At 69.3% G+C, this 23,037-nt stretch carries 23 protein-coding genes; 9 read left to right on the top strand and 14 right to left on the bottom strand.

From position 1 onward, the window contains the following. Positions 1-12: 12 nt before the first annotated feature. Positions 13-1,194: a DUF8167 domain-containing protein gene (locus tag BLT27_RS15455; RefSeq protein WP_089735498.1), complete on the bottom strand. Its 1,182-nt coding sequence runs from the start codon at positions 1,192-1,194 to the stop codon at positions 13-15. Continuing rightward, positions 1,191-2,447 carry a potassium channel family protein gene (locus BLT27_RS15450; protein ID WP_089735496.1) on the bottom strand — a complete coding sequence of 419 codons (1,257 nt, stop codon included), beginning with the start codon at positions 2,445-2,447 and terminating at the stop codon, positions 1,191-1,193. Before BLT27_RS15450 ends, BLT27_RS15455 begins: the two co-directional genes overlap by 4 nt. A gap of 110 nt (positions 2,448-2,557) precedes the next feature. Between BLT27_RS15450 and BLT27_RS15445 the strand changes: the two genes are divergently transcribed. Next, complete coding sequence (locus BLT27_RS15445; RefSeq protein WP_089735494.1) at positions 2,558-3,736, top strand: NAD-binding protein; 1,179 nt, start codon at positions 2,558-2,560, stop codon at positions 3,734-3,736. Positions 3,737-3,794: 58 nt separating this feature from the next. Here BLT27_RS15445 and BLT27_RS15440 read toward each other — a convergent pair whose 3' ends face one another. After that, positions 3,795-5,267, bottom strand: a complete 1,473-nt coding sequence (locus BLT27_RS15440) for an HPP family protein (RefSeq protein ID WP_089735492.1) — start codon at positions 5,265-5,267, stop codon at positions 3,795-3,797. Between the two features lie 103 nt (positions 5,268-5,370). Here BLT27_RS15440 and BLT27_RS15435 point away from each other — a divergent pair, with 103 nt between their 5' ends. Continuing rightward, positions 5,371-6,105 (top strand): DUF547 domain-containing protein, encoded by a 735-nt coding sequence (locus BLT27_RS15435; protein ID WP_089735490.1) that lies wholly within the window; start codon positions 5,371-5,373, stop codon positions 6,103-6,105. Positions 6,106-6,132: 27 nt separating this feature from the next. On the opposite strand, the gene BLT27_RS15430 is transcribed toward BLT27_RS15435, so the two are convergent. The 5 genes from BLT27_RS15430 to BLT27_RS15410 all read right to left on the bottom strand — a co-directional run bounded on the left by BLT27_RS15430 (position 6,133) and on the right by BLT27_RS15410 (position 10,443). After that, entirely contained in the window at positions 6,133-6,864 is a 732-nt protein-coding gene (locus tag BLT27_RS15430) for a guanosine phosphorylase (protein ID WP_089735488.1), read from the bottom strand. Between the two features lie 37 nt (positions 6,865-6,901). Next, the gene (locus tag BLT27_RS15425; protein ID WP_089735486.1) at positions 6,902-7,339 is read right to left on the bottom strand and encodes a hypothetical protein; all 438 of its coding nucleotides are present in this window, start codon (positions 7,337-7,339) and stop codon (positions 6,902-6,904) included. Positions 7,340-7,641: 302 nt separating this feature from the next. Beyond that, positions 7,642-8,523: an ATP-dependent ribose-1-phosphate kinase gene (locus BLT27_RS15420; RefSeq protein WP_089735484.1), complete on the bottom strand. Its 882-nt coding sequence runs from the start codon at positions 8,521-8,523 to the stop codon at positions 7,642-7,644. Next, positions 8,524-9,399 carry a DUF63 family protein gene (locus BLT27_RS15415; RefSeq protein WP_089735482.1) on the bottom strand — a complete coding sequence of 292 codons (876 nt, stop codon included), beginning with the start codon at positions 9,397-9,399 and terminating at the stop codon, positions 8,524-8,526. It lies immediately after the preceding gene. 84 nt (positions 9,400-9,483) lie between these two features. After that, entirely contained in the window at positions 9,484-10,443 is a 960-nt protein-coding gene (locus tag BLT27_RS15410; RefSeq protein ID WP_089735480.1) for a ribose 1,5-bisphosphate isomerase, read from the bottom strand. Between the two features lie 132 nt (positions 10,444-10,575). Here BLT27_RS15410 and deoC point away from each other — a divergent pair, with 132 nt between their 5' ends. Continuing rightward, the gene (gene deoC / locus BLT27_RS15405; protein WP_089735478.1) at positions 10,576-11,217 is read left to right on the top strand and encodes a deoxyribose-phosphate aldolase; all 642 of its coding nucleotides are present in this window, start codon (positions 10,576-10,578) and stop codon (positions 11,215-11,217) included. A gap of 18 nt (positions 11,218-11,235) precedes the next feature. Here deoC and BLT27_RS15400 read toward each other — a convergent pair whose 3' ends face one another. Continuing rightward, positions 11,236-13,152, bottom strand: a complete 1,917-nt coding sequence (locus BLT27_RS15400; protein WP_089735476.1) for a PGF-CTERM sorting domain-containing protein — start codon at positions 13,150-13,152, stop codon at positions 11,236-11,238. 163 nt (positions 13,153-13,315) lie between these two features. On the opposite strand from BLT27_RS15400, the gene BLT27_RS15395 reads away from it, so the two are divergent. Further along, positions 13,316-14,572: a tRNA (N(6)-L-threonylcarbamoyladenosine(37)-C(2))-methylthiotransferase gene (locus BLT27_RS15395; protein WP_089735473.1), complete on the top strand. Its 1,257-nt coding sequence runs from the start codon at positions 13,316-13,318 to the stop codon at positions 14,570-14,572. Positions 14,573-14,588: 16 nt separating this feature from the next. Further along, positions 14,589-15,329: a competence/damage-inducible protein A gene (locus BLT27_RS15390; protein WP_089735471.1), complete on the top strand. Its 741-nt coding sequence runs from the start codon at positions 14,589-14,591 to the stop codon at positions 15,327-15,329. A gap of 142 nt (positions 15,330-15,471) precedes the next feature. Here BLT27_RS15390 and BLT27_RS20440 read toward each other — a convergent pair whose 3' ends face one another. The 3 genes from BLT27_RS20440 to BLT27_RS15380 form a co-directional block, all read right to left on the bottom strand. Continuing rightward, positions 15,472-15,597: a hypothetical protein gene (locus tag BLT27_RS20440; RefSeq protein ID WP_281241461.1), complete on the bottom strand. Its 126-nt coding sequence runs from the start codon at positions 15,595-15,597 to the stop codon at positions 15,472-15,474. Positions 15,598-15,661: 64 nt separating this feature from the next. Beyond that, positions 15,662-16,120: a CBS domain-containing protein gene (locus tag BLT27_RS15385; RefSeq protein ID WP_089735470.1), complete on the bottom strand. Its 459-nt coding sequence runs from the start codon at positions 16,118-16,120 to the stop codon at positions 15,662-15,664. Positions 16,121-16,313: 193 nt separating this feature from the next. After that, positions 16,314-17,228, bottom strand: coding sequence for a cation diffusion facilitator family transporter (locus BLT27_RS15380; protein ID WP_089735468.1), 915 nt, complete (start codon positions 17,226-17,228; stop codon positions 16,314-16,316). A gap of 112 nt (positions 17,229-17,340) precedes the next feature. Between BLT27_RS15380 and BLT27_RS15375 the strand changes: the two genes are divergently transcribed. Continuing rightward, positions 17,341-17,694: a hypothetical protein gene (locus BLT27_RS15375; RefSeq protein ID WP_089735466.1), complete on the top strand. Its 354-nt coding sequence runs from the start codon at positions 17,341-17,343 to the stop codon at positions 17,692-17,694. Here the strand turns inward: BLT27_RS15375 and BLT27_RS15370 are convergent. Next, the gene (locus tag BLT27_RS15370; protein WP_089735464.1) at positions 17,691-18,233 is read right to left on the bottom strand and encodes an HIT family protein; all 543 of its coding nucleotides are present in this window, start codon (positions 18,231-18,233) and stop codon (positions 17,691-17,693) included. The two genes, BLT27_RS15375 and BLT27_RS15370, sit on opposite strands and share 4 nt — an antisense overlap. Positions 18,234-18,490: 257 nt before the next feature. Between BLT27_RS15370 and BLT27_RS15365 the strand changes: the two genes are divergently transcribed. Further along, on the top strand, positions 18,491-18,691 hold the full coding sequence (locus BLT27_RS15365) for a DUF7835 family putative zinc beta-ribbon protein (RefSeq protein WP_089735462.1): 201 nt from the start codon (positions 18,491-18,493) through the stop codon (positions 18,689-18,691). Positions 18,692-18,730: 39 nt separating this feature from the next. Here BLT27_RS15365 and map read toward each other — a convergent pair whose 3' ends face one another. Then, positions 18,731-19,633 (bottom strand): type II methionyl aminopeptidase, encoded by a 903-nt coding sequence (gene map / locus BLT27_RS15360; protein WP_089735460.1) that lies wholly within the window; start codon positions 19,631-19,633, stop codon positions 18,731-18,733. A gap of 125 nt (positions 19,634-19,758) precedes the next feature. Between map and BLT27_RS15355 the strand changes: the two genes are divergently transcribed. Then, positions 19,759-20,466, top strand: a complete 708-nt coding sequence (locus BLT27_RS15355; RefSeq protein WP_089735458.1) for a metallophosphoesterase family protein — start codon at positions 19,759-19,761, stop codon at positions 20,464-20,466. 1 nt (position 20,467) lies between these two features. Continuing rightward, positions 20,468-22,597, top strand: coding sequence for a polyphosphate kinase 1 (gene ppk1 / locus BLT27_RS15350; protein ID WP_089735456.1), 2,130 nt, complete (start codon positions 20,468-20,470; stop codon positions 22,595-22,597). The last annotated feature ends 440 nt before the right edge of the window (positions 22,598-23,037 follow it).

Raw genomic sequence — 23,037 nt, 5'->3', positions numbered from 1 at the left:
CGTACGACGCCGTCAGGAAAGCGGTTTCGCCTCCTCCCCACGGGCGAGCGCCTCGAACCGCCGGAGTGCCGCGGGTCGCTCGACGATGTACAGCGTCGAGCCCGCGACGAGCTCGGTGCCCCGGGGCGGCGTAGCGGTCACACCACCATCGGGGCCGCGGATGGCGGCCAGCGTCACGTCGAGGTCGGCGACGCTCCGGCCGACCAGCTCGCTGGTGTCGGCGAGTTCGACCGCGCTCATCGTCTCGTCGGCGGCACGAAGCAGCGACGCGAACTCCCTGTCGGCCGACGGCTCGGTGGGCAGGGTGACGAGCCGGTACGTCGTCGTGTCCGAGAGCGCCTCGGCGTCCGTCTCGTCGACGGCGAGCGTGACCACGTCCTTCTCGGTCGTCGCGCGGAGTTCGCCGGTCGCGTGCCGGACGAGCCCCTCGTCGTCGGTACGTTCCCACACCTGTACCACGTCACCAGGGCTGGCCCCGTTCGCCGGGTCGGCCTGGACCGCGACCGCGACGGTGCCCGGCGCGAGCGTCGGCCCGAGTCCCGCCGCGCGCGAGCCGATGGCGAGGTACTCGACGGTGCCGTCGGGCTCCAGCTCCAGGTCGACGTGGCCGACGCCGTAGTCGTCCTTCAGCCGGGTAACGACCCGGTCCTGGAGGTCCGCGACGGTGATGCGCCGCGGGAAGACGAACGTCGTCCCGGCGAGGTCCGCCTTCACCTCGGGGTCGACCGGGTCGTAACCGTCGATGTCGTCGACCTCGTCGGGGAGGGTGACGGTGACGACGCGGCCGACGGCCCGCACCAGCTGGGAGACCTCCCGGTCGAGCCGCGCGGCACCCGTCACCGCGAAGGCGTTCGACGCGACCCCGTCACCGAGTCGTCGTCCGAGCCCGGTGCCGAGCGCCGCGGCGACGAACGTCGCGACGGTGACGACCGCCGTCGCCTCCGCCGGAAGCCCGTCCCGGCCCTGCATGACGAGCTTCAGCGTCTCCTCCGTGTTGAGCACGAGCGCGACCGCGCTGACGCCGAGCAGGACGGAGACCCCCTCGGGGACCCGCTCGCGGGTGTACCACCGGTAGACGACCGCGACGACGAGCGCCGCGACCGTCGCCAGCCCGGTGAGCGCGAGGATGCGGGCCGTCTCGGCGACGGGGTCGAACGAACCGAAGTCCACCTGTGCGGCGACGAGCCCCGTCATGCGACCGCCTCCGCGAAGGCCACGAGGGCGGGCTGGCGCCCGACGACGAACAGCTCGTCACCGGCCGAGAGCTCGGCGTCACCGCGTGGCGAGAACGCCCACGAGCGGTCGACGCTGTTGGCCTCTGGCGGGTGGCGGAGCGCGAGGACCGTCACGTCGTAGCTGTCCCGGATGGTCGCGTCGCCGATGGTGACGCCGTCGAGCGGGCCCTCGGCGCGGACGGACACCTTCCGGAAGCGCCGCCCCGAGCGCCGGAGCAACGAGACGAGTTCGAACTCGCGGCGGGTCCCACGCGAGGTCACGGCGACCTGCGCACGGTCCACGTCGAGCAGCGTCCGGGCCTGCTCGCGGGTGACCGCGGCCGTGAGCCGGCCCTCCCCACCGGTCGTCGTCGGCGCGGTCGGTGCCGGGACCGTGACGTCGTCCGTTCCTCCGTCGGTCGCCACACCGCCGTCGTCGTCGGCGTCCGGCGTCGGCGGGGCGGGCGCGGGCGAGCCGTCGCTCTTCGCACTCAGCAGCGTCCCCGCGACACGTGTCTCGCCCGTCCGGACGACGACCGAGTCGCCGCGGGCTGCGCCGGTCGGCAGCAGCGCCGTGACCGACACCGCGCGCTTGCCCGGCGGGATGCGCCGGGAGAGGCCACTCGCCGGGGGGGCGGCCGCGATGGTCGCCCGACCCTGGGTGTCGAGCGTCACTGCGGCGTCCGCGAGGTCGTACTCCGTTCGGAGCCGGTCGACGAGGCGGCTCTCAAGTTCGGCGAGCGGCAGGTCCGCCGGGAGCGACCACGACCCCTCGGCGATGGTCTCGCGCAGGTCCGCGGGCAGCGGCGGATAGCCCTCCATGTCGCGGACGGGGCCGGACGGCCGCAGCGTGACCTTTCCGACGCCGCCGACGATGTCGACCACGTCCGCCGAGATGTTGCGTCGGCGGAGCGACGCGAACGTCACCCGCTTGGGCATCGACACGCCGAGTTTGTCGCCCTGACTGTGCGCCCACAGCGAGAGCATCATGATGACGACGACCGCGACGAGCAGCCGGGGCGAACTCGACACCGTCGGGTCGAGCAGGCCCATCAGCCCGCCGTTGACGCCGGCGATAGCGACCGACAGCACCACGACCCCGAGCCCGGGGAGCGTGACGCCGGTCACGTACTTGAACAGGAACCCGAGCGAGCCCGACACGAGCGCGGGGATGATACCGGTGAGGAGACCGAGGTAGATACCGTAGAGGACCTCGACGGGAAGCGACGCCATGTCCCTGCCCTCGGGTGCCGACGGTAAATCGGTGTCGCCGCCGGTGCTGGCGGCCGAAATCGGTGCCGACACCGCGACCCTTTTCACCGATGGCGGCGCACTGACGGCGTATGGGACTGCTGGACAGGTTGACGAGCGCACGGCTGCCGGTCGCGCTGACCGGTCTCTCCGCGGTCCTCTCCATCGCGACGGGCATCGCGAACATCGGGTCCGCCCGCGCCGGCCCGCTCTCGCCGTACATCCCCGAGGCGGTCCAGCAGACCGCGGGGTTCACCGGCACGATGACCGGCTTCCTGCTGCTGCTGAGCGCCTACGCGCTCCGGCGGCGACGACGCGGCGCGTGGTACAGCGCGCTGCTGTTGCTCCCGCTGGCCGCACTGCAGGGCGTCATCCAGACCAGCCCGTACGCGTACCCGCTCGTCGGCCTGTCGCTGCTGGCGATACCCGGCCTGCTCGTCAACCGCCGCCGCTTCGACCGGAAGCTCTCGCTGTCGACCTCGCAGCTGGCGGCCGGCATCATCCTCGCGAGCGTCCAGGTGTACGGCACTGTCGGCGCGTACGCGCTCCGCGACGAGTTCCCCGCCATCCGGGACGGCTCGGCGGGGCTGGTCGACGCGTTCTACTACACCATCGTCACCGCCAGCACGGTCGGCTACGGCGACGTGACGCCCGGCCCGACCTCGACCCGCGGGAAGCTGTTCGCCCTCTCGGTCGTCGTCCTCGGCGTCGTGAGCTTCACGGTCGCGCTGGGGACGCTGCTCGCACCGCTGCTCGAAGCCCGGTTCCAACGCGCACTTGGGAGAATGACAGAAACACAGCTCGACCTGCTCGAAGACCACGTCATCGTCCTCGGCTACGGGGACCTGACCGAACCGATACTGAACGAACTCACCGACGGCGACGTCCCGTTCGTGGTCATCGTGCCGGACCAGGCGCGCGCCGCCGAGCTCTCCGACCGCGGGATGAACGTCATCACCGCCGACCCGAGCGACGAGGAGCCGCTCCGGCGGGCGCAGCTGTCGGACGCGACCGCAGTCGTCACCGCGACGAACAACGACGCGGAGGACGCACTGGCGGTGCTGACCGCCCGCCAGCTCCGGCCGGACGTCCGCATCGTCGCCGCGGCGACCGACCGCGAGAACGTCAAGAAGCTCAAGCGCGCCGGCGCGGACACCGTCATCAGCCCGGCGGCCATCGGCGGCCACCTGCTCGTCGAATCGGCACTCGGCCGGGGCGACACCGAGGACGTGGCCGACAAGATACTGAAGGGCGGGGGCCCGTCGGACTAGCCGGCGAGGAGCCGCCGGCGCGTCGTCGTGGGTCCGTTCGACGGACCGCCAAGCCGGTTCACCCGCCCCGGTGGACGATGGCCACGTCGCAGTCCACGTCGCGGAGCTTCTCGAACGTCGGTGGTGCGAGGAAGCGCGAGGCGGCGGTCCGGTCGGTGCTCGCACCGACGACGACGAGATCGTGCGACGGCGCGTTCGCGCTGAGGAAACCCTGGATCGAGTCCCGGGAGACGCGCGTCTCGAACGTGCCGTCGAACGGCTCGACGAGGTTCACCAGCATCGACTCCGCACGCCGACGGTGGCTCTCGCTGTCGATGCAGGTGCAGACGCTCACCGTCCCCGTCGCACGAGAGACGCGCTGGGCGAAGTCGAGCATGGCGTGCGCGTTGTCCCCGGGCCGAGCCACCGCGACGAGCACCCGTCGCCAGCGGGTCCGGCCGGACACCGAACGGAACGCAACCACGTCGATGGGGTCGTCGAACAGCGACTTGACGAACGGGGAGAGGCTCCCGTGGCGCTCCTCGTACGGCGTCACGACGAGGTCGCAGTTCGCCTCCTGTGCCGTCCTGAGCACCACGTTCGCGGGACTGCCGGACCCGCTCGCGACGACGACCTCGCAGGGGACGCCGACCCTGGTCTGGATACGGCCGGCGAGGCGCTCCAGCCGCATCGCCGCCTGTCCCGCGACCTGCTCCTCCGCCTCCGTCGTCGGGTCCGTCTCGCCCGCGTCGGCCTCCGGTCCCGGCCCGTCGTCCTCGTCCCGGCGGATACCCGCCTCCGCCTCGGCGATCTCGCTCTCGGACACCAGGTCGAGCAGCACCACCTTCCCGGCGTCGTGGGCCGCCGCGATGCGTGCGCCGAACATCGCCGTCTCGTCGGCGGTGTCGCCGCGGACCGGCACCAGCACGTGGTCGTCGCCCTGCGTCGTGCGGTAGAGGTACTCCGCGCGCCGGTCGTAGAACAGCTCGCGCCAGGCGTAGAACGCCGTGGCGACGAACGCCGTCGAGAGCATCACGCTCAGGACGTACTCGCCGCGCGAACCGCCCGTGAGCAGGGTCAACAGTGCGGTCGAGAACGCCGTCGGCTCCTCCAGGTCGAGCGTCCACGTCACCGCGCCGGTGAGGAAGATGCTGAGCCCGGCGTCCAGCGCGCTCACCGACTGGATGCCGATAGCCGTGCCGCCGTTGACACCCGCCACGCCGGAGAGTTCGATGGCGAGGAAGCCACACACCGCGCCGACGGTCATCCCGCCGACGAACTTCGGCGGCGAGGCGTACTTCCCCTCCGGGTCCGAGAACAGGGTGTACGTCCCCGAGGCCAGCGGCGGGAACAGCAGGAACGACAGCGCCGGCGACGCGTTCGAGACGTACGTGACCAGGGCGATGAGCAGCGGGACGAACACCAGCACGGAGAGGTGCAGCAGGTTGTTGGTGTGCTCGAGCCAGCGACGGAAGTCACGCAGCTCGCGGCGTTCGACGCGGCGGACGCGGGCGAGGAGCCGCTGGAGGCGGGCCCGCAGACCCGAGAGCATGGCCTGGCGTTTCCCCGCCAGCGAGAAAACCGTTCTGTCGTGCCCCTGCTGGTTACCCGGCGGTAGCCGACCGCTTTTGCCGCCGCCGTCCCAACCCCCCGTCATGGCCGCCGTCGACCACGACGACCCCGTCGCGCTCGCCGCCAGCTTCGTTCGGGCGGTGAAGGCGGGCGACGAGAGCCGCGAGCACCGCCGAGCCCTCGCCGGGCTCGACGACCGCCGGCTCGCCCGCGAACTCGACGGGGACGCCCCCCGGACCGCGTTCTGGCTCGACGTGTACAACGGCTTCGCGCAGTACCTGCTCGACTCGGACCCCGCCCTCTGGCGGAAGCGTCGGCTCCCCCCGACGCGGCCGGTCTTCACCGACGGACTGTTCACCGTCGCCGGCCACGACCTGAGCCTCGACGACGTCGAACACGGTATCCTCCGCGGCTCGCAGTCCGGCGTCGGTCTGGGCTACCTGCCCCGGGTCCGCGTCGACGGGTTCGAGCGCCGCCACCGCGTCGACGAGCTCGACCCCAGGCTCCACTTCGCGCTGAACTGCGGTGCCAGCTCCTGTCCCCCGGTCGCGGTGTACACCCGCGACAGCGTCGACGACGAGCTCGACCTGGCGACGGCGTCGTACCTGGAGACGGAGTGCCACCACGATTCGACGGCGAACGTCGTCCGGGTGCCGAAGCTGTTCTCGTGGTACCGCGGCGACTTCGGCGGAAAATCGGGCGTCGTCCGGTTCCTGCGACGGTACGGCGTCGTCCCCGCTGATGCCAGCCCGTCGCTCGCGTACGCAGACTACGACTGGTCGCTGAAGCTCGGCGAGTTCGCCGAGTTCGAGGGGTAGGTCGACAGGACGGCCGCTCGACCCGGCCTACTCCTGCAGCGCGCGCACCGCTTCGAGCGAGATGTCGATGGCCCGACCGACGTTGTTCTTGGCCTTCTCGGGCAGCTCCTCGTCCTCGGTGTCGGTGCCCTTCTGGGTGCCCTTCACGAGGTTGCCGTCGACGGTGCAGATGGCACCCGCGGCGAGGCCCTTCCGACGGGCGAGCGTGAACACGGTCGCGGCCTCCATCTCGACGCTCAGGATGCCCGCCTCCTCCCAGTCGACGACGTAGTCGTCGGTCTCGGCGTAGTAGGCGTCGTCGCTGGCGATGGGGCCGACGTGGACCTCCTCGTCGTTCGCCTCCGCGCCGTCGACGAGCGCGGACATCACGTCGAAGTCCGGGACGGCGGGGTACTCGACGGCCTCGTACCGCTTCGAGGTGCCCTCGTTCTTCGCCGCGCCGGTGGCGACGATCATGTCGCCGATCTCGACGTCGCGCTGGAGCGCGCCGGTCGTGCCGACGCGGATGAACGTCTCGACGCCGACGTTCGAGAGCTCCTCGACGGCGATGGCGGCGGAGGGACAGCCGATGCCGGTCGAGCAGATGGTCAGGTCGACACCCTCGTAGGTGGCGTTGACGAGCTTGTACTCCCGGTTCTCGGCGACGACCTCGTGCTCGTCGCAGTGCCCGGCGATGCGGTCCACGCGGCCCGGGTCGCCCGGGATGAGCGCGATGTCGTGTACGTCTCCCTCCTCGACGAGCAGGTGCGGCTGTGTCATACCCACGGTTTCGCCGGAGTCCGAGAAAAAACGTTCGTCACGCGCCGAGTCCGAACAGCGCCACGGCAGTCAGCACGACGCCGTAGACGACCGCCGAGAACAGCCACTGGAGGAACGTCGCCTCCCGCCGGTCGTCGTCGAGACCCGCCGTCGGGAGCACGACGAAGCCGAAGAAGTTCATGATGAAGACCGTGAACAGCGTCGCCGGGAGCACGACGGCCGCCCACGTGCCGAGCCGCGGTTCGAGCGCGACGACGGCGACGCCGAGACCGAGCCCGCCGACCACCCCCGTGCCGTGGTGGACGACCTGCGTCGCGAGACTCGACACCGCCCCGACCGGACGGCGCTGGAGCTTCGAGGCCGCGACGGCGGCCGGCGTGAACCCTTCGGGCATGAGCGCCATCGGCACGTCCATCACCAGTGCGCCGGCCAGTCCGGCGGCCGCACACACCGCAAGCGTCGTGACCGTCGACATGGCGCCGGCTTCGCCCGGTCGGCCCTTAATCCCGTGGCATCCGGGCCGCCCCGCCGAAGCCGTTTTCGAGGAGGCGCCTCACGCCTCGCTTCAATGGGAGACGGTACCCCCGCGAGGACGCGGTCAGGGCGTCGACGCAGGGCGTCGTCATCAGTCTGCTCACCGCGTTCGCCCCCGGCGCACCCGGCTCCGCCGACGTCGGGTCCTGCCGATGGCTGTCGGGCTCGGAGTGGTGACGTTCGTCGCGGTGTTCCTCGCCAGCCAGCTGAACTGGGACGCGCTGTCGACCGCCCGGCAGTGAGTCAGTACTGCTCGTCGAGGAACGCCTGGAGCTCGCTCTCCGTCGGCGCGGCGCGGGCACCCTCCGCGGCGGCCGCGAGCGCCCCGCAGGCGTTCCCGTGCTCGACGGCCCGCTCGTAGTCCTCGACCTCGAGCAGCGCCGCGACGAAGCCCGCCGCGAAGGCGTCGCCCGCGCCGGTCGTGTCGACGGGGTCGACGCCGAACCCCGGGTGCTCGTACGTCGCGTCCGGCGTGTGGACGACCGCCCCCTCGCTGCCGTGCTTGATGACGAGGACGCGGTCCGCGAACGCGGAGCCGGGGTACTCCGCCTCGAGCACGCTCTCCGCCTCGCGGTCGTTCAGGAACAGGATGTCGGCGGCGTCGAGCGCCCGCGAGAAGTCCCGGTCGGCGAGTCGCCGGCCCGGGTCGAAGCTGACGCGCACGCCCGCCGCCGAGGCAGTCTCGGCGAGGGCCGCCGCGGTGTCGGGGCGCTGGCTCGTCAGGTGGACGTGGTCGGCCGCGCGGACGTAGTCGGGGTCCACGTCGTCGGGGGTGACCGCCTCGTTCGCGCCGTCGTTACCGAGCACCGCGACCTCGCCCTGCTCGTCGACGAGCAGGTACTTCACGGCGGTCTGGCCGTCCGAGACGGTCAGCAGGCCCCGGAGGTCGACGCCGGCCTCGTCGAGTTCGCGACGGGCGAGCAGGCCGTTCTCGTCGTCGCCGACGCTCCCGACGAGCCCGGCGTCGACGTTCAGCCCCGAGAGCGCGACGGCGACGTTAGCCGCGCTCCCCCCGCCGGACGACTGCTGCGAGCGGATCCGTGACTCGCCGTCCGGTTCGGGCAGCCGGTCGACGCGGAGGGTCACGTCCCAGTTGACGTGGCCCGCGGTCACCACCCGCGGCACTCAGGCCACCCCCGCGACGTGTGCGATGGCGAGTGGCACGTCCGCGGCCGTCACGTCGCTCGACACCGCAAAGAGCAGCAGGTTGTGCAGCCCGGGACCGAAGCCGACGGCCGCGACGAACGCCAGCGCGAGCCGGCCGTATCGGGGCTGCTCGTCGATGTACTCCTTGAACGCCGCGACGACGACGAGCGCCAGCAGCACCTTCACGAGGACGAACAGCCAGCCCGCGCCGATGGCGTCGTACGTCGGGAGCTGCTCGCCCGCCTGCAGGATGTACTTCGAGAGGACGACGCGCTCGCCCCCGCCGAGCTGGTCGTAGCCGATGGCGGTCGTGATACCGTCGACCGTGTGGGCGAAGACGACGACTGCGCCGGTACGGCCGGTCTTGGCGGCGACCTCCGTGTAGCGCAGGCTCAACAGCACCCAGGCGACCGCCGCGACGACCGCCGCGACGACGGCGCCGATGACCGACCAGAACGGGGTGAACGTCCCGTTCTCGAGCGACGTGAGGATGGCGAACATGACGAACGTCACGCCGAAGCCGGTGCCGACGGTTCCCAGGCCCCTGTCGGCGTCGAAGTGCTGGCGGACCGCGGCGAGGAACGTCATCAGTATCCAGACGAGAGCCGCCACCGTCGCCGTCGTGATGTAGACCGTGAGCGTACCGAACAGGGGTTCGACCGAGGCGGGGTAGACGTCGAGCACGTAGAGGACGTGGAGTATCGCCCCCGTGAGCATCCACGGGACGAACGCGACGGCCGTCCAGTCCGTGACGGGCGGGTGGACCGCCCAGAGTAACGCCACTACCCCGAGGAAGGCGAGCACGAGCGGCACCGCGTAGACGAGCGGCGGTAGCTCTGCCCCTGCAAGTACCATGGTCGCATATCGTGAGAGCAACAGGAAAGAAGGTTCCGGTCGGCTACCGTCGGAAAGTTACACGACCGACCGTTCCCCGTACGTTCATGCCTTCCACGGGCGCGCGGTGTCACGGCCGAACAGCTCCCGCATCAGGACGACGATGCTCTCGGGCGGGAACTGTCCGCGTTCGGTGACGATGGCGTCGACGTACCGCGGCGGTGTCACGTCGAAGGCCGGGTTCTCGACGGCGAAGCCGTCGGGGTCGCCCTGGATGCGCTCGCGCTCCGCGTCGCCGATGACCTCGCTTTCGTCGCGCATCTCTATCTCGACGGTGTGGCCGGTCAGCGTGTCCGGGTGCAGCTTGATGGTCTGTGCGGCGACCATGATGGGCACGCCCCGGTCACGGGCGTTCACCGCCAGCCCCGACGTGCCGATCTTGTTGATGACGCTCCCGTCGGCCGCGATGGAGTCCGCGCCGACGACCACGTGGTCGACCCGGTCGAGGTACCGCCGGGCCGCGCTGTCGACGATCATGGTGACGGGGACGCCCCAGTCGCGCAGCTCCTCGGCGGTGATGTGGCCCTGCTTGCGCGGCCGGGTCTCCTTGACGATGGCCTCGATGTGCTTGCCCTGGTCGACCGCGGCCTTCACGCACGACAGCGCGTCCGTCGAGTGGCAGTGGGTCATCACCACGTCGCCGTCCCGGAGCCGGTTCGCGCCGACCTCGCCGAGTCGCGCCTGGGCCTGGTCGAGCTCGCGCTGGAACGCCTCGGCGCTGGCGACGGCGGACTCGCGCAGCTCAGCGACGGTGTCGCCGGTCACGTCGGCCATCACGAACCGGAGCGCGTTCGGCAGGCTCACCGCGGTCGGTCGTGTCTCGTACAGCGCCTTCGCCGCCCGCCGGAGGTCCTCGCGGAACGCCGCGGGCGAGTCGGCGTCGGACTCGCGGGCCGCCGTCGCGAGCGCCCCGGCGGCCGCGTCCGCGATGGTCGCCGCACCGCGAATCTCCATCGTCGCGATGTCGTCGGCGGTGTCGGCAACGTCCGGATGTACGTCGGTCATACCTCTCACCTCGGCCGCCACGACACAAAAATGGCGCGGCGCGAGGCGGCGTCTCGGGAGGGCTACGGAGGAGTACTGGCCCATCGGTGACGACCGGCGACTACTATACCCCCTGCCCCACAACGGGGAGCCATGAACCGCGACGAACTCGCCGCGAGCATCGACCACACCGTGCTCGGTCCGGAGACGACGCTCGACGACGTGGAACGCGTCCTCGACGAGGCCGCCGAACACGGGATGAACGCCTGCATCCCGCCGTGTTTCGTCGAGGAGGCCGCCGACTACGCGCCCGACGTGACGCTGGCGACGGTCATCGGCTTCCCGCACGGCAACAACACGCCCGAGATGAAGCGCGACGAGGCCGTCGCGGCGTGGGACGACGGCGCCGACGAGCTGGACGTGGTCATCAACGTCGGCCGGCTGAAGGCGGGCGACTCGGGCACGGTCCACGACGAGCTGGAGGAGCTGGTCGCCGCGGTGCCCGTGCCGGTGAAGGTCATCATCGAGACGGCGCTGCTCACCGACGAGGAGAAACACGCCGCCTGCAAGGCCGCCGCGGACGCCGACGCCGACATGGTGAAGACCTCGACCGGCTTCGCCGACGGCGGGGCCGAGGTCGAAGACGTCGAGCTGATGAGCGAGTACCTCCCCGTGAAGGCGAGCGGCGGCGTCGGCTCGTGGGCCGACGCGAAGGCGATGTTCGACGCCGGCGCGGTCCGCATCGGCGCGTCCAGCGGCGTCGCTATCGTCGCGGACTACGAAGAAAACGAGTAGTCGGCGCGCGGCGGTTCCTTATTCGGCGCGACGGCGGCCGAACAGTGCGAGTGCGACGAGCGCGACGAGCGCGACGGCCGGCCCGAAGCCGGGCATGCCGCCGAGCAGGCCACCGCCGTCGTCGTCGACGCTCAGGTAGTTACGGGCCTCCTGGGTGTCCATCTCGGGGAAGTCCTTCTCGTCGGGGTCCCAGTCGCCGGGCATGTGGACATCGGTCTCGTCGCCGACGACCGCGAGCTCTCGCACGTCGGACTCGCTGGCGTCCCCGGAGACGGCACCGGAGAGCCGGACGTAGGTGACGCTCTCGTCACCGGTGAGCTCGCCGTAGGCGCTCTCGACGCTCAGATCCTTTCCGTACTCGTCCTGCATCACGTCACGGAAGGCGGAGACGTTGTCGAAGCTCGCACCGGCCTCGAAGGAGACGGTGCGGTCCTCCATCGAGACGTCCATCTTGGCCGTCTCGAACTCGGACTGCTGGAAGGCCTCGAGCATGGCACGGGACTGGTCGCTGCCCGTGCCCTCGCTCGACTGGAGCATGCTGTCGATAGCTCCGCTCACGAGCTCTTCCTGACTGAAGGTGGCGGACATCTCGGCGGTCAGCTCGCCGTTCTCGGTCCGGGCGCTCGCTGAGAACTCGGTGTCGCCGGACCACTCGACGCCCCGGCTCTCGAGCTCCTCGACATAGGAGCCCCAGTTCTCGGTCCGGTAGTCTGCGGCGAACTGGACCTCCGCGGTGCTCTGGTCGGGCGAGGAGACCGAGCCGTTCCAGGTGTACTCCTGGGTGAGGTCGGCCGCCTGCTGGGCCTCGATGCGGGCCCGGGTGTCTTCGAGGTTCATCTGGCTACTGTTCATCTCCGAGGCCTCGGCGATGTCGAGCATCGCCAGGGAGGCCTCGTCGTAGTTGTCGATCTGGACCGACCAGCTCGCGCTGGCCTCCTCGCTCGTCACGTCGACGGTCGTGGAGAGCTCGGTCAGCTCGACGGACTGGAGGCGCTGGGCCAGGTCCTCGGCCTCGCTCTCGGAGAGGTCCATCTGCTGGGAGGACGCGAGTGCCGTCGTCAGCTGCTCGGAGACGGCCTCGTCGACGCCGGTGAACTCGACCGTGTAGCTCATGTCGACCCGGTTGGTGTCGCTGTCGAACGAGTGCGAGTCGACGGTGACGGAGACCTCACCGTCGAGCTGGCGGGCGACGACGCCGAACTGGGCCTCGAGGCTGCGACGGGCGCTCTCGCGGGTGTTCCACGAGTCGGCGCTGTAGGAGCCGACGACGTAGTCCTGTTCGCCGGAGAGGACGTAGCTGTCCTCGCGCTCCTCGAGCGTGAACGCGAAGTGCATCTCGTCCATGCCGGGGTCCTCGGAGAACGTCGCGCTGACGGAGCCGTCAGTCGAGAACGTGCTCCCGGTCGTCGTCATCGAGCCCTCGGTCGAGACGGACTCGACCATCGAGGTGCCAGTCGAGGCGGTGCCGGACTCGCTGGTGAACGTCCCGTCGAGGGAGACCGAGCCCTGGGCGTTCTCGCGGGTCTGCTCGCCCGAAGCCTCGAAGGAGAGGTCCTCGACGGAGTCCGGCGTGTCCATGGAGAACGCGCCGTCGCCCGTCATCGACTCGGGCGTGAGTTCGAACGAGGCCTCACCGGAGAAGTTGTCCTCGGGAGCCTCGTCCATCGTGTCGTTGAGGAACACGTGGAACAGGCCCTCGGAGAGGTCGGCACCGTAGTGGCCGGTGCCGGTACCACTCGTGTCTTCGCGGTAGACGAGGACGGCGTCACCGTCGTCCTCGACGTAGATTTCGTCTGCCGATTCGAGATCGTCTTGCTCCTGCGTGCCGTTCAGGGCGGACAGGGAGGAGCCACCCACGGCAACCGCGCCGACGCTGCTCGTGACGAGCAACGCGGCGAGCGCGAGTGCCAGGAGTGCGCGGGTCTGTGTTCGCATCACAAGTCATGTGTTGAAGTTGAGAGGTAAAAACCCCATCGGCTTGGTTTCAGCGTGAGAAACTGCGGCAAGAATAGACGGCGGTGCGGCACGAGCGCGCTCCCGACACACGGAGGGGGCTATCGTCGCGCTTTTGAACGCGCACCGGCAACAGGGGATAGGAATGGCCCGATACCACATCGAGACGTACGGCTGCACCTCCAACCGGGGTGAGAGCCGACAGATCGAGTCGGCGCTCCGCGACGCGGGACACTACCGCGTCGACGGCCCCGAACAGGCCGACGTCGCGATACTGAACACCTGTACGGTGGTCGAGAAGACGGAGCGGAACATGCTCCGCCGGGCCAAAGAACTCGAATCCGAGACGGCGGACCTCATCGTCACTGGCTGTATGGCGCTGGCCCAGGGCGAGGAGTTCCGCGACGAGGCCGTCGACGCTCAGATACTCCACTGGGACGACGTGCCGACGGCGGTGACGAACGGCGAGTGCCCGACGCCCGGTCCCGGCGTGGAGCCGGTGCTCGACGGCGTCGTCGGCATCCTCCCCATCGCCCGGGGCTGCATGAGCGACTGCTCGTACTGCATCACGAAGCAGGCGACGGGCAAGATCGAGTCGCCGTCGGTCGAGGAGAACGTCGAGAAGGCTCGCGCGCTGGTCCACGCGGGCGCGAAGGAACTCCGCATCACCGGCCAGGACACGGGTGTCTACGGCTGGGACGAGGGCGAGCGGAAGCTGCACAGGCTGCTCGACCGCATCTGCACCGAGATAGACGGCGAGTTCCGCGTTCGCGTCGGCATGGCGAACCCCAAGGGCGTCCACGGCATCCGCGAGGAACTGGCCGAGGTCTTCGCGAGGCACGACGAGCTGTACGACTTCCTGCACGCGCCGGTGCAGTCCGGTAGCGACGACGTGCTCGGCGACATGCGCCGCCAGCACCAGGTCTCGGAGTACCTGGAGGTCGTCGAGGCGTTCGACGACGCGCTCGACTACTGGACGCTCTCGACGGACTTCATCGTCGGCTTCCCCACGGAGACCGACGAGGACCACGCACAGAGCATGGCGCTGCTGCGCGAGACCCGCCCCGAGAAGATCAACGTCACACGGTTCTCGAAGCGGCCGGGCACCGACGCCGCGGAGATAAAGGGCCTCGGCGGCCAGACGAAGAAGGACCGGTCGAAGGCGATGTCGGAGCTGAAGATGGACGTCGTCGGCGACGCCTACGCGGCGATGGTCGGCGAGACGAAGCCGGACTGCCTCGTCGTCGAGGAGGGCACCGGCGACTCGGTGAAGTGCCGGGACTCGGCGTACCGGCAGATAATCGTCCGGAACGCCACGGAGCACGGCCTCGAACCCGGCGACTTCGTCGACCTCGAGGTGACGGGGCAGAACACCGTCTACGCCTTCGGGACGCCGGTCTGATGCGGGGTCAAGACTGATGCAGGTCGCACTCCTGACCGTCGGCGATGAGGTGCTCGCTGGCGAGACGACGAACACGAACGCCTCGTGGCTCGCCGAGGAACTCACCGGACGCGGCGTCACCGTCACACGGGTTCTCACGGTTCCCGACGACGAGGCCGTCATCGCCGAGTGGGTCCGGGAGTTCTCGGAACAGTTCGACGCCGTCGTCGTCACCGGCGGCATCGGCGGCACCCACGACGACGTGACCGTCGAGGCCGTCGCTCGGGCGTTCGACCGCCCGATGGTCGTCCGCGAGGACCAGCGCGAGCGGCTGGTGCGACGGGCCGAAGCGTTCCGCGAGGAGAAGCCGGCCCTCGCCGAGGACTACGAGTTCGACGTGGACCTCGACGCGGTGGCGTCGCTGCCCGAGGGGGCCCGGGCCCTGGTAACAGACGAGAGCTGGGCCCCCGGCTGCGTGGTGGCGAACGTCTACGTCCTCCCGGGTATCCCGGACGAGATGGAGTCGATGTTCGACCTCGTCGCCGACGAGTTCGCGGGCGACCGGACCAGCGAGACCGTCTACACGCCGAGGCCGGAGGGCGCACTCGGCGGCGCGCTCGGCGAGGTCCGCGACCGGTTCGGCGTGGCCGTCGGGAGCTACCCCGCGCCGGTCGACGAGCCCGGCCGCATCCGCGTCTCTGGCTCGGACCCCGACGCGGTCGCCGGGGCAGTCGCGTGGCTCCGTGACACCGTCGAGACGTGCGACCCGCCGGAGTAGGGACTCGACAGCCGGCCGCGACGGCGGTCCGTGGAGCCGCGCTCGTGGTCGAGGCCCTCTTGATGCCGTACGTGCCGGTCTGACGGGTAGCTGACCTCCGCCAGGCACGCCAGAGCCGCTGCCCTCGTCGAGCAGCGTCACCTCACCGACGGAGTGTCCGGTCGCCGTCCTGTTCGAAGTGGAACCGGGTGACGGCACCGCCGTCGCACGATTCGTCGTTGGCGATCCCGACGAGCGTCCGCGCGTCGAGCGAGAGCTGGTCGGCCATACGCGAGGGAGGACGGGCGGGGGTCTAACTGTTCGCCCGCGAGAACGCTGGCGACGACACGGCGCTACGCGGGGTCCGTCGCCTCGGCGTCGGCCTCCGACACCCGGTCGAGCCGGAGCGGTTCGGCGTCCCACGTGCTGTCGAGGCGCGACCGGGTGACGTACGGGGCGAGCGTCCCGCGGGTGACGACGCCGTGGTACTCCCCGTCGTCGACGATGGGGAGGACGGCGATGCCGGCCTTGCGCATCCGGTCGGCGGCCAGTCCGACCGACATCGTCGGCCCGACCGTGACGACAGGGGTGGACATGACCTCGCCCACGGGGCGGGTGAAGCCCTCCTCGGCGACGGCGGCGACGACGTCCGATTCGGTGACGACCCCCGCCACACCGTCCTGCTCGTCGCGGACGACCAGCGCCGGGACGTCGGGGTCGCGGAGGTACTCGGCCGCCGCCGGAAGCGAGCAGTCCGGCCGGACGACCGCCGCGTCCTCGGTCAGTGCGCCGTGGACTGGGATCTCTATCATCACCCATGACAACGGTTCGCACGACTTAGTGGTTCCGTACAAACAGCCACTTATGCCTAGAACACCCTCAAGGACGGCGGACAACGGGGCGAACGACCGCCCGAAACCCGGAGGTACAACCTGTGAATATAGTGCGGCTCGACCGCGGTAAAATCTGCCGCCCGGAGGAACGCAAGATTCCCATCCGTCCGACTCACTCGCCGACCAGCCGTTCGGCCTCCTCGTCGTCCTTCCACTCGCCGAGCTCCTTCGGGTCGATGTGGACGAACACGTCGTCGACCTCCGGGAGCTCCCGGATGGCCTGGACCACGTCGCTCTCGATGTCGTGCGCCTCGAACAGCGTGTGGTCGCCCTCGACCTCGATGTGGAGGCTCACGTCGATCTCGGGGCCGACGTAGTGGGCGACGACGTCGTGGACGCCCTCGACCTCGGGGTGGGCGGTGGCGCGCTCGACGATCTCCGCGCGCAGGTCGTCGGGCGGCGCGCCGCCGACGAGGTAGTTGACGTTGTCACGGACGATCTCGACGCCCGTCCAGAGGATGCCGAGCGCGACGAGGGCGGCGGCCAGCGGGTCGAGCACGGGGTAGCCCGCCGCCGCGCCGAGGACGCCGACGAGCGCGGCGACGGCGGTGAGCACGTCGTTGCGGTTGTCGAGAGCCGTCGCGACGAGTGCGGGGGAGCTCGCGTCCGCGCCACGCGTGAGACAGTACCGATAGAGTCCGAGCTTGATCACCGCCGAGCCGGCGAGGACGCCGATGCCCGCGGGCGTCGAGTTGACGGCGATATCGCCGGACAGCAGCGTGGTGCTCGACTGCCAGAACACGATGACACCGGCCGCGAAGATGCCGGCGGCGACGAACAGCGAGACGAACGGCTCGATGCGCTCGTGACCGTGGGGGTGCTCGAAGTCCGGCGGCTGGGTCGTCAGGTAGAGCCCGACCAGCACGACGAGGCTGTAGACGGAGTCCGAGAGGCTGTTGACCGCCTCCGAGCCGACCGCGAGGCTCCCGCTCTCGACGTACACCGCGCCCTTCGCCAGCGCCAGCGCGACGTTGGCGAGCAGGATCACGGCCCCGACCCGGCGGACAGTCCGACGACGGTCGTCCATCGGTCGCGGTTTCGACCCGGGGGACAATGGGCGTGTCGGGACGCTCCCGCACCGGTACGACCACCACATAAATATCGGTAAAAAACTACTTATGGCCGGAGCAGGTCGTCGCATGGGTACGAACGAGAGTTCGGTCTCGGTCACGACGGTGCTGGACAAGGCGTCGACAGTGCTGGCCGTCGCGACAATGGGCACGTTCCTGGTGTCGTTCCTGGCCATCCGGTCGTCCGAGCACACGGTAATCCTCCTCACCGCCGTCACGCTGTGCGGGACGAGCCTGCTCTGTGGCGGAGTCGCCACGCTCCGCGAGCTCGGGGCGATGGTGGGAGACACGTTCACCAGTACGTACGGCTCGACGGTCCATATCCGGTCACGGAGCAGTGCAGTCCTCTTCGCGGCCCTCTACACGGGCGTCGGGGTGATTCTGTTCTTCACTGGTGCTCTCGGCGCGCGAAGTACGCTCTAATCGTCGAACCGCACCGCCGTGTCGTCCCCCTCGACGAGCGCACCGTCCTGTGCGGCGAACGCCTCGTGCAGCCGCTCGTACGTCTCCGAAACCGCCTCGACGATGACCGTCGTGTCGCTGACGACGGGCATGAAGTTCGTGTCCCCCTCCCAGCGTGGGACGACGTGCGTGTGGAGGTGGTCGTCGATGGAACCGCCGGCCGCCCCGCACCCGAGGTTCAGCCCGGTGTTGTAGGCGTCCGGCCCCATCGCGTCGTCGAGCGCGTCGAACGTCCGCTGTTTCAGGTGCGCGTGTGCCAGCAGCGTCTCGTCGTCGAGGTCGCGGAAATCCCCGGTGTGGCTGTCGGGGATCACCATCGCGTGACCCGGGTTGTACGGGTAGTTGTTCAGGATGACGAACGCGCCCGCGTTCCGGGCGACGATGCGGGACTCGCGGTCGGCATCCCGCTCGGGCAGCTCGCAGAAGACACAGCCGTCGATGTCGTCGTTCCCGTCGCGTTCCACCCAGTCGATGCGCCACGGCGCGAACACCTGGTCCATGGTCCGAGTCGGGCCGGCGACGGTTTGAATCCCACGACCTCCGGTTCCTCTCTGCCGAGCTGTCATGAAAGGCCTGCAATACCGGGTTCAAGACCCGGTTGCGGGGCTACAAGCACTGGCAGTTCAGCCGGTAAACGACTGGTTACGCCAGAATTAGTGTCTCCTTACTCAGAAACTAATAGACATCAGTTTTGGTTAGTTTTTGCCCCTGAACGGTCGGCTCTTTTTATACCCTTCCCGCTTCTCTACCGAAGTAGATGGCAACGACTGACAACTCGATCGACGGGCGGACCGAACACTGTGACAGCTGCGGAACGGACACCATCCACCAGGTGTCCGTCCAGCTCGTCACGGAGAGCACGAAGAAAGAGAACTCCCAGTTCTCCCGGGAACCCTACCGCGTGACCGAATGCCAGCAGTGTGGGTCCCGCGAGAGCATGCGGATGAACAACGCCTGACGGTGACACGGCCGCGGACAACTCCCCCCGACGACGCCGTTACTGTGACGCCGTCGTCACTTCACAGCCATCCTCGGTGACGATTATCGTGTGTTCCTTCTGACTGACCAGCTTGCCGTCGTCCTCCTTGAGCACCGGGTAGCCGTGGACGATGTTCTGTGACTTGAGCCGCCGGAGTGCCATGTTCGGTCGCGAGACGTCGAGCCACCGCGTCGCGAACGGCAGCGTCTGGAACTCCTCGGTGATCTGCTCGAGCGCCTTGCGGGCGTTCCGGTCGCGGACGGACGCCTCGCGCTCCAGCGAGTATATCTCCTCCTGCTGGCCCTCCGACACCTTCCCGGAGCCGTCGGTCGCGAAGGGCTCGATGGCGACCACGTCGCCGACCTCGAGCGTCGTCCCCTGTTTGACCGCGCGGTTCGGGATGTTCGGGCTGACGTGCTGTTCCCAGTGGCCCAGCCCGTGGCCGGTGAGGTTCACGACCGGGTTGTAGCCGTAGCCGTCGATGACCTCCTCGATAGCCGCACCGATGGTACCGGTCTCGACACCAGGCTCGACGGTCTCGAGTGCCGCATCGAGCGCCTCCTCGGCGGCCTCGACGAGCTCCGGGTTCCCGCTGAAGTCCACCGTGACCGCCGTGTCCGCGAGCCAGCCGTCGATGTGGACGCCGATGTCGAGTTTCACCATCTCCTCGCCGACCGTGCGCTCGTCGCCCGGACCCGCCGCGCCGTGGGCGGCCTCCTCGTCCACGCTCACGTTGACCGGGAACGCGGGCGTGCCGCCGAGTTCGCGGATGCGGTCCTCGGCCCACTCCGAGATCTCCAGGTAGCCCATCCCGACCTCCAGCCGTTCGGCTGCCTCGTCGCGGACCTGCGCGAGGATTCGGCCGGCCTCGCGGTGCTTCTCGTACTTCTCGGCGTCAAGATCGACCTCGGGCTCGCTCATACACGCTCTTCGCGCAGGCCGGAAAAAGAGGTTGCGCATCCGGCTCCCGTGACAGGAAATCTCACCCGTCGGCTATATAGCGCTCTTAGCAACCCTTTACCCGCTTCTCGGTCCTTCCACACCCAATGCGAACACCGGCTCCCGCGTTCCCCGAGACGGAGGCGGCGTGGCACCGCACGGTCGACCGCGACGACTGGAACGACATCTACGTCGTGGGCGACGTCCACGGCTGTCTGTCGGCGCTCGACAGGCTCATCGCGACGCTCGGCCCGTCCGCGGACGACCTCGTGGTCTTCGTCGGCGACCTCGTCAGGAAAGGCCCGAACAGTCGCGGCGTGCTCCGGCGAGTCCGGGACGCCCCCAACATGCTCTCGGTGCGGGGCAACAACGAGGAGAAGCTCCTGCGCGGCGACGCCGAGCTTCCCGGGCTCGGCCCGGTCGACCTGGAGTACGTCCGGTCGATGCCCGTCGCCATCTCGTGGGACGACCACCTCGTCGTCCACGGCGGCGTCGACCATCGGAAGCGCCTCGCCGACCACAGCGTCGACGACGTCCAGAACATGCGGGCGCTCGACCCGGCCGACGGCTACGACGGCCCGTTCTGGTTCGAGGAGCGCGACGAGGGCCCACGGGTGTTCTTCGGGCACACCGTCCTCGAATCGCCCGTCTACCGGGAGTACGCCGTCGGCCTCGACACCGGCTGCGTCTACGGCGGCGAGCTGACCGCCTACGACGTCGCGGGCGACGAGTTCGTCGCCGTCCCGCTCACCCGGTCCGGCCGTGACCGCAACGCGTCGAAGATCGTGACCCCGAACCGGACCCGGACCGCCTAGGATGTCGGACGAGCACCCGGCTACGCCGCACGTGGAGCTGGACGACCCCGACCTCTACCGGAACCGCGAGCTGAGCGAGCTCGCCTTCCAGCGGCGCGTGCTCCACGAGGCGCTCGACGACCGGAACCCGCTGCTGGAGCGCGTGAAGTTCCTCTCCATCTTCACCTCGAACATGGACGAGTTCTTCATGAAGCGGGTCGGCGGGCTGAAACAGCAGATCGCGGCCGAGGTGACCGACCGGACACCCGACGGTCGGACCCCCGAGGAGCAGATCGAGGATATCGTCGAGACGGAACGGCCGTTGTTCGACCGCCAGACCCGCTGCTACCACGATGACATCCTGCCGGCGCTCGCCGAGGCGGGCGTCGATATCGTCGACTACGAGACGCTCACCGCGGCGGAGCGGTCCGGTCTGCGGGACTACTTCGAGCGCTCCGTGCTCCCGACGCTGACGCCGCTGACGTTCGACCCGGCGCACCCGTTCCCGTTCATCTCGAACCTGAGCCTGTCCCTCGCGGTGCTGACCCGGTCCAACCCCGACGCGGACGTGACGTTCTCCCGCGTGAAGATTCCGGGGAACCGGCCCCGGCTCGTCGCGGTCGACGACGACCACACGTACGTCCCGCTCGAGCAGGTCGTCGCCGCGAACCTCGACCTGCTGTTCCCCGACGTGGCGGTGCTCGACCACTCGACGTTCCGGGTCACCCGCAACGCGGAGGTCCGGCGGAACGAGGAGGTCGCCGAGGACCTCGTCGACGCCATCGAGGACGTGCTCCACGAGCGCCGGTTCGCGACGGTCGTCCGGCTCGAACTGGAGTCCGGGACGCCCGAACGCGTCCGGAACCTGCTGCAGGAACACCTCGACGTGAGCGAGGCGGAGACGTTCGTGCGCGAGGGCCCGCTCGACTTCCGGGACCTGATGCAGCTCACGGAGCTGAACCTGCCGGACCGCAAGCTCGAGCCGTGGACGCCGAAGCCCCACCCGCGACTGCTCGAGTCGCACCTCGACGCCGAGGGCCACAGCGTCTTCGACGAGGTGCAGGCGGAGGACGTGCTCGTCCACCACCCGTACCACTCGTTCACGAAGACCGTCCACCGGTTCATCGACGAGGCGGCCCACGACCCCGACGTGCTCGCGATCAAGGCCGCTATCTACCGCACGTCGCGTGACTCGAACATCATCGAGAGCCTCATCGATGCGGCGCGGAACGGCAAGCAGGTCGCGGTGATGGTCGAGCTGAAGGCCCGCTTCGACGAGGAGAACAACCTCCACTGGGTCAAACGTCTCGAGGAGGAGGGCATCCACGTCGCCTACGGCACGCCGGGCTACAAGACCCACTCCAAGACGACGCTCGTCGTGCGCGAGGAGGGCGACGACGTCGAACTGTACTCACACGTCGGCACCGGGAACTACCACTCCGAGACGGCGAAGACGTACGTCGACCTCGGACTGCTCACCGCCGACCGCGACATCGGGCAGGACCTCGTGAAGCTGTTCAACTTCTTCACCGGCCACTCACGGCACGACGAGTACCGGAAGCTGCTCATCGCGCCGGGCAACATGCGCGAACAGTTCACCGAGCTCGTCCGGACCGAGGCCGACGTGGCCCGGAACGGCGGTGACGCCCGCATCGTCGCCAAGATGAACCGACTGGAGGACCCGGCGATGGTGCGAGAGCTGTACGAGGCCTCGCAGGCCGGCGTCGACATCGACCTCGTCGTGCGGGACATCTGTCGGCTCGTGCCAGGGGTCGAGGGCGTCAGCGAGAACGTGGACGTCTACAGCATCGTCGGCCGCTTCCTCGAACACGCCCGCATCTGGTACTTCGAGAACGACGACCCCGGCTTCTACATCGGTTCGGCCGACTGGATGGCCCGGAACCTCGACAACCGGGTCGAGTGCGTCGCACCCGTCGAGAACGAACGCCTGCAGAACGAGCTGTGGACGGTTCTCGAGGCGAACCTCTCCGACAACCGCAAGCGCTGGCGACTCCGCCCCGACGGACGCTACGAGCAGCTCCGCCCCGAGGACGGCGAGCCGGTCGTCAGCGTCCAGGAACTGCTGATGGAACGAGCCCGGGCTGCCGCCCGCGACGCGGAGGGGCTCGACTGGGCCGACCGCACCGACTGACTACTTGTCGACCCAGGCACACCGTGGGCAGGCGTCGACGCCCTGGACGTTCACCGTGGCTGTCTCGCACTCCGGACACTGCCGTGTGCGGCCGTGTTTCACCTGTTCGAGCATGGGCGAGGAGTCTACTTCGACGGGCATAAAGCTACGCTACGACAGTTGTCGAACAATCGGCAGCCAACTGGGGATATATCGCCGTACCCACCCGGTGGACCGACAGCAGGGGTCGGTCTCGGCAGCCGTCGAAACGAGCCCGCCCTTCCTGGCTCCGCTCCCGTCGGTAGGCCGTGACTGAACGAGTGTACCGGCCTCCTGACTAGAGTGCGCTCCCGAAATGGTAAAATTAAGAGGGTGTCATAGAACTCTTCTCACACCGTGATGATCGTACTTCCCGGATTGTCTCCGCGTTCGTAGTTGGTGATAGCGACGACGAGGCGAAG

Source organism: Haloarchaeobius iranensis (genome assembly GCF_900103505.1).
GTDB classification, from domain to species: Archaea; Halobacteriota; Halobacteria; order Halobacteriales; family Natrialbaceae; genus Haloarchaeobius; species Haloarchaeobius iranensis.
Note: the sequence above shows the minus strand (reverse complement) of the source record. Positions and strands in the feature narration are given on the sequence as shown.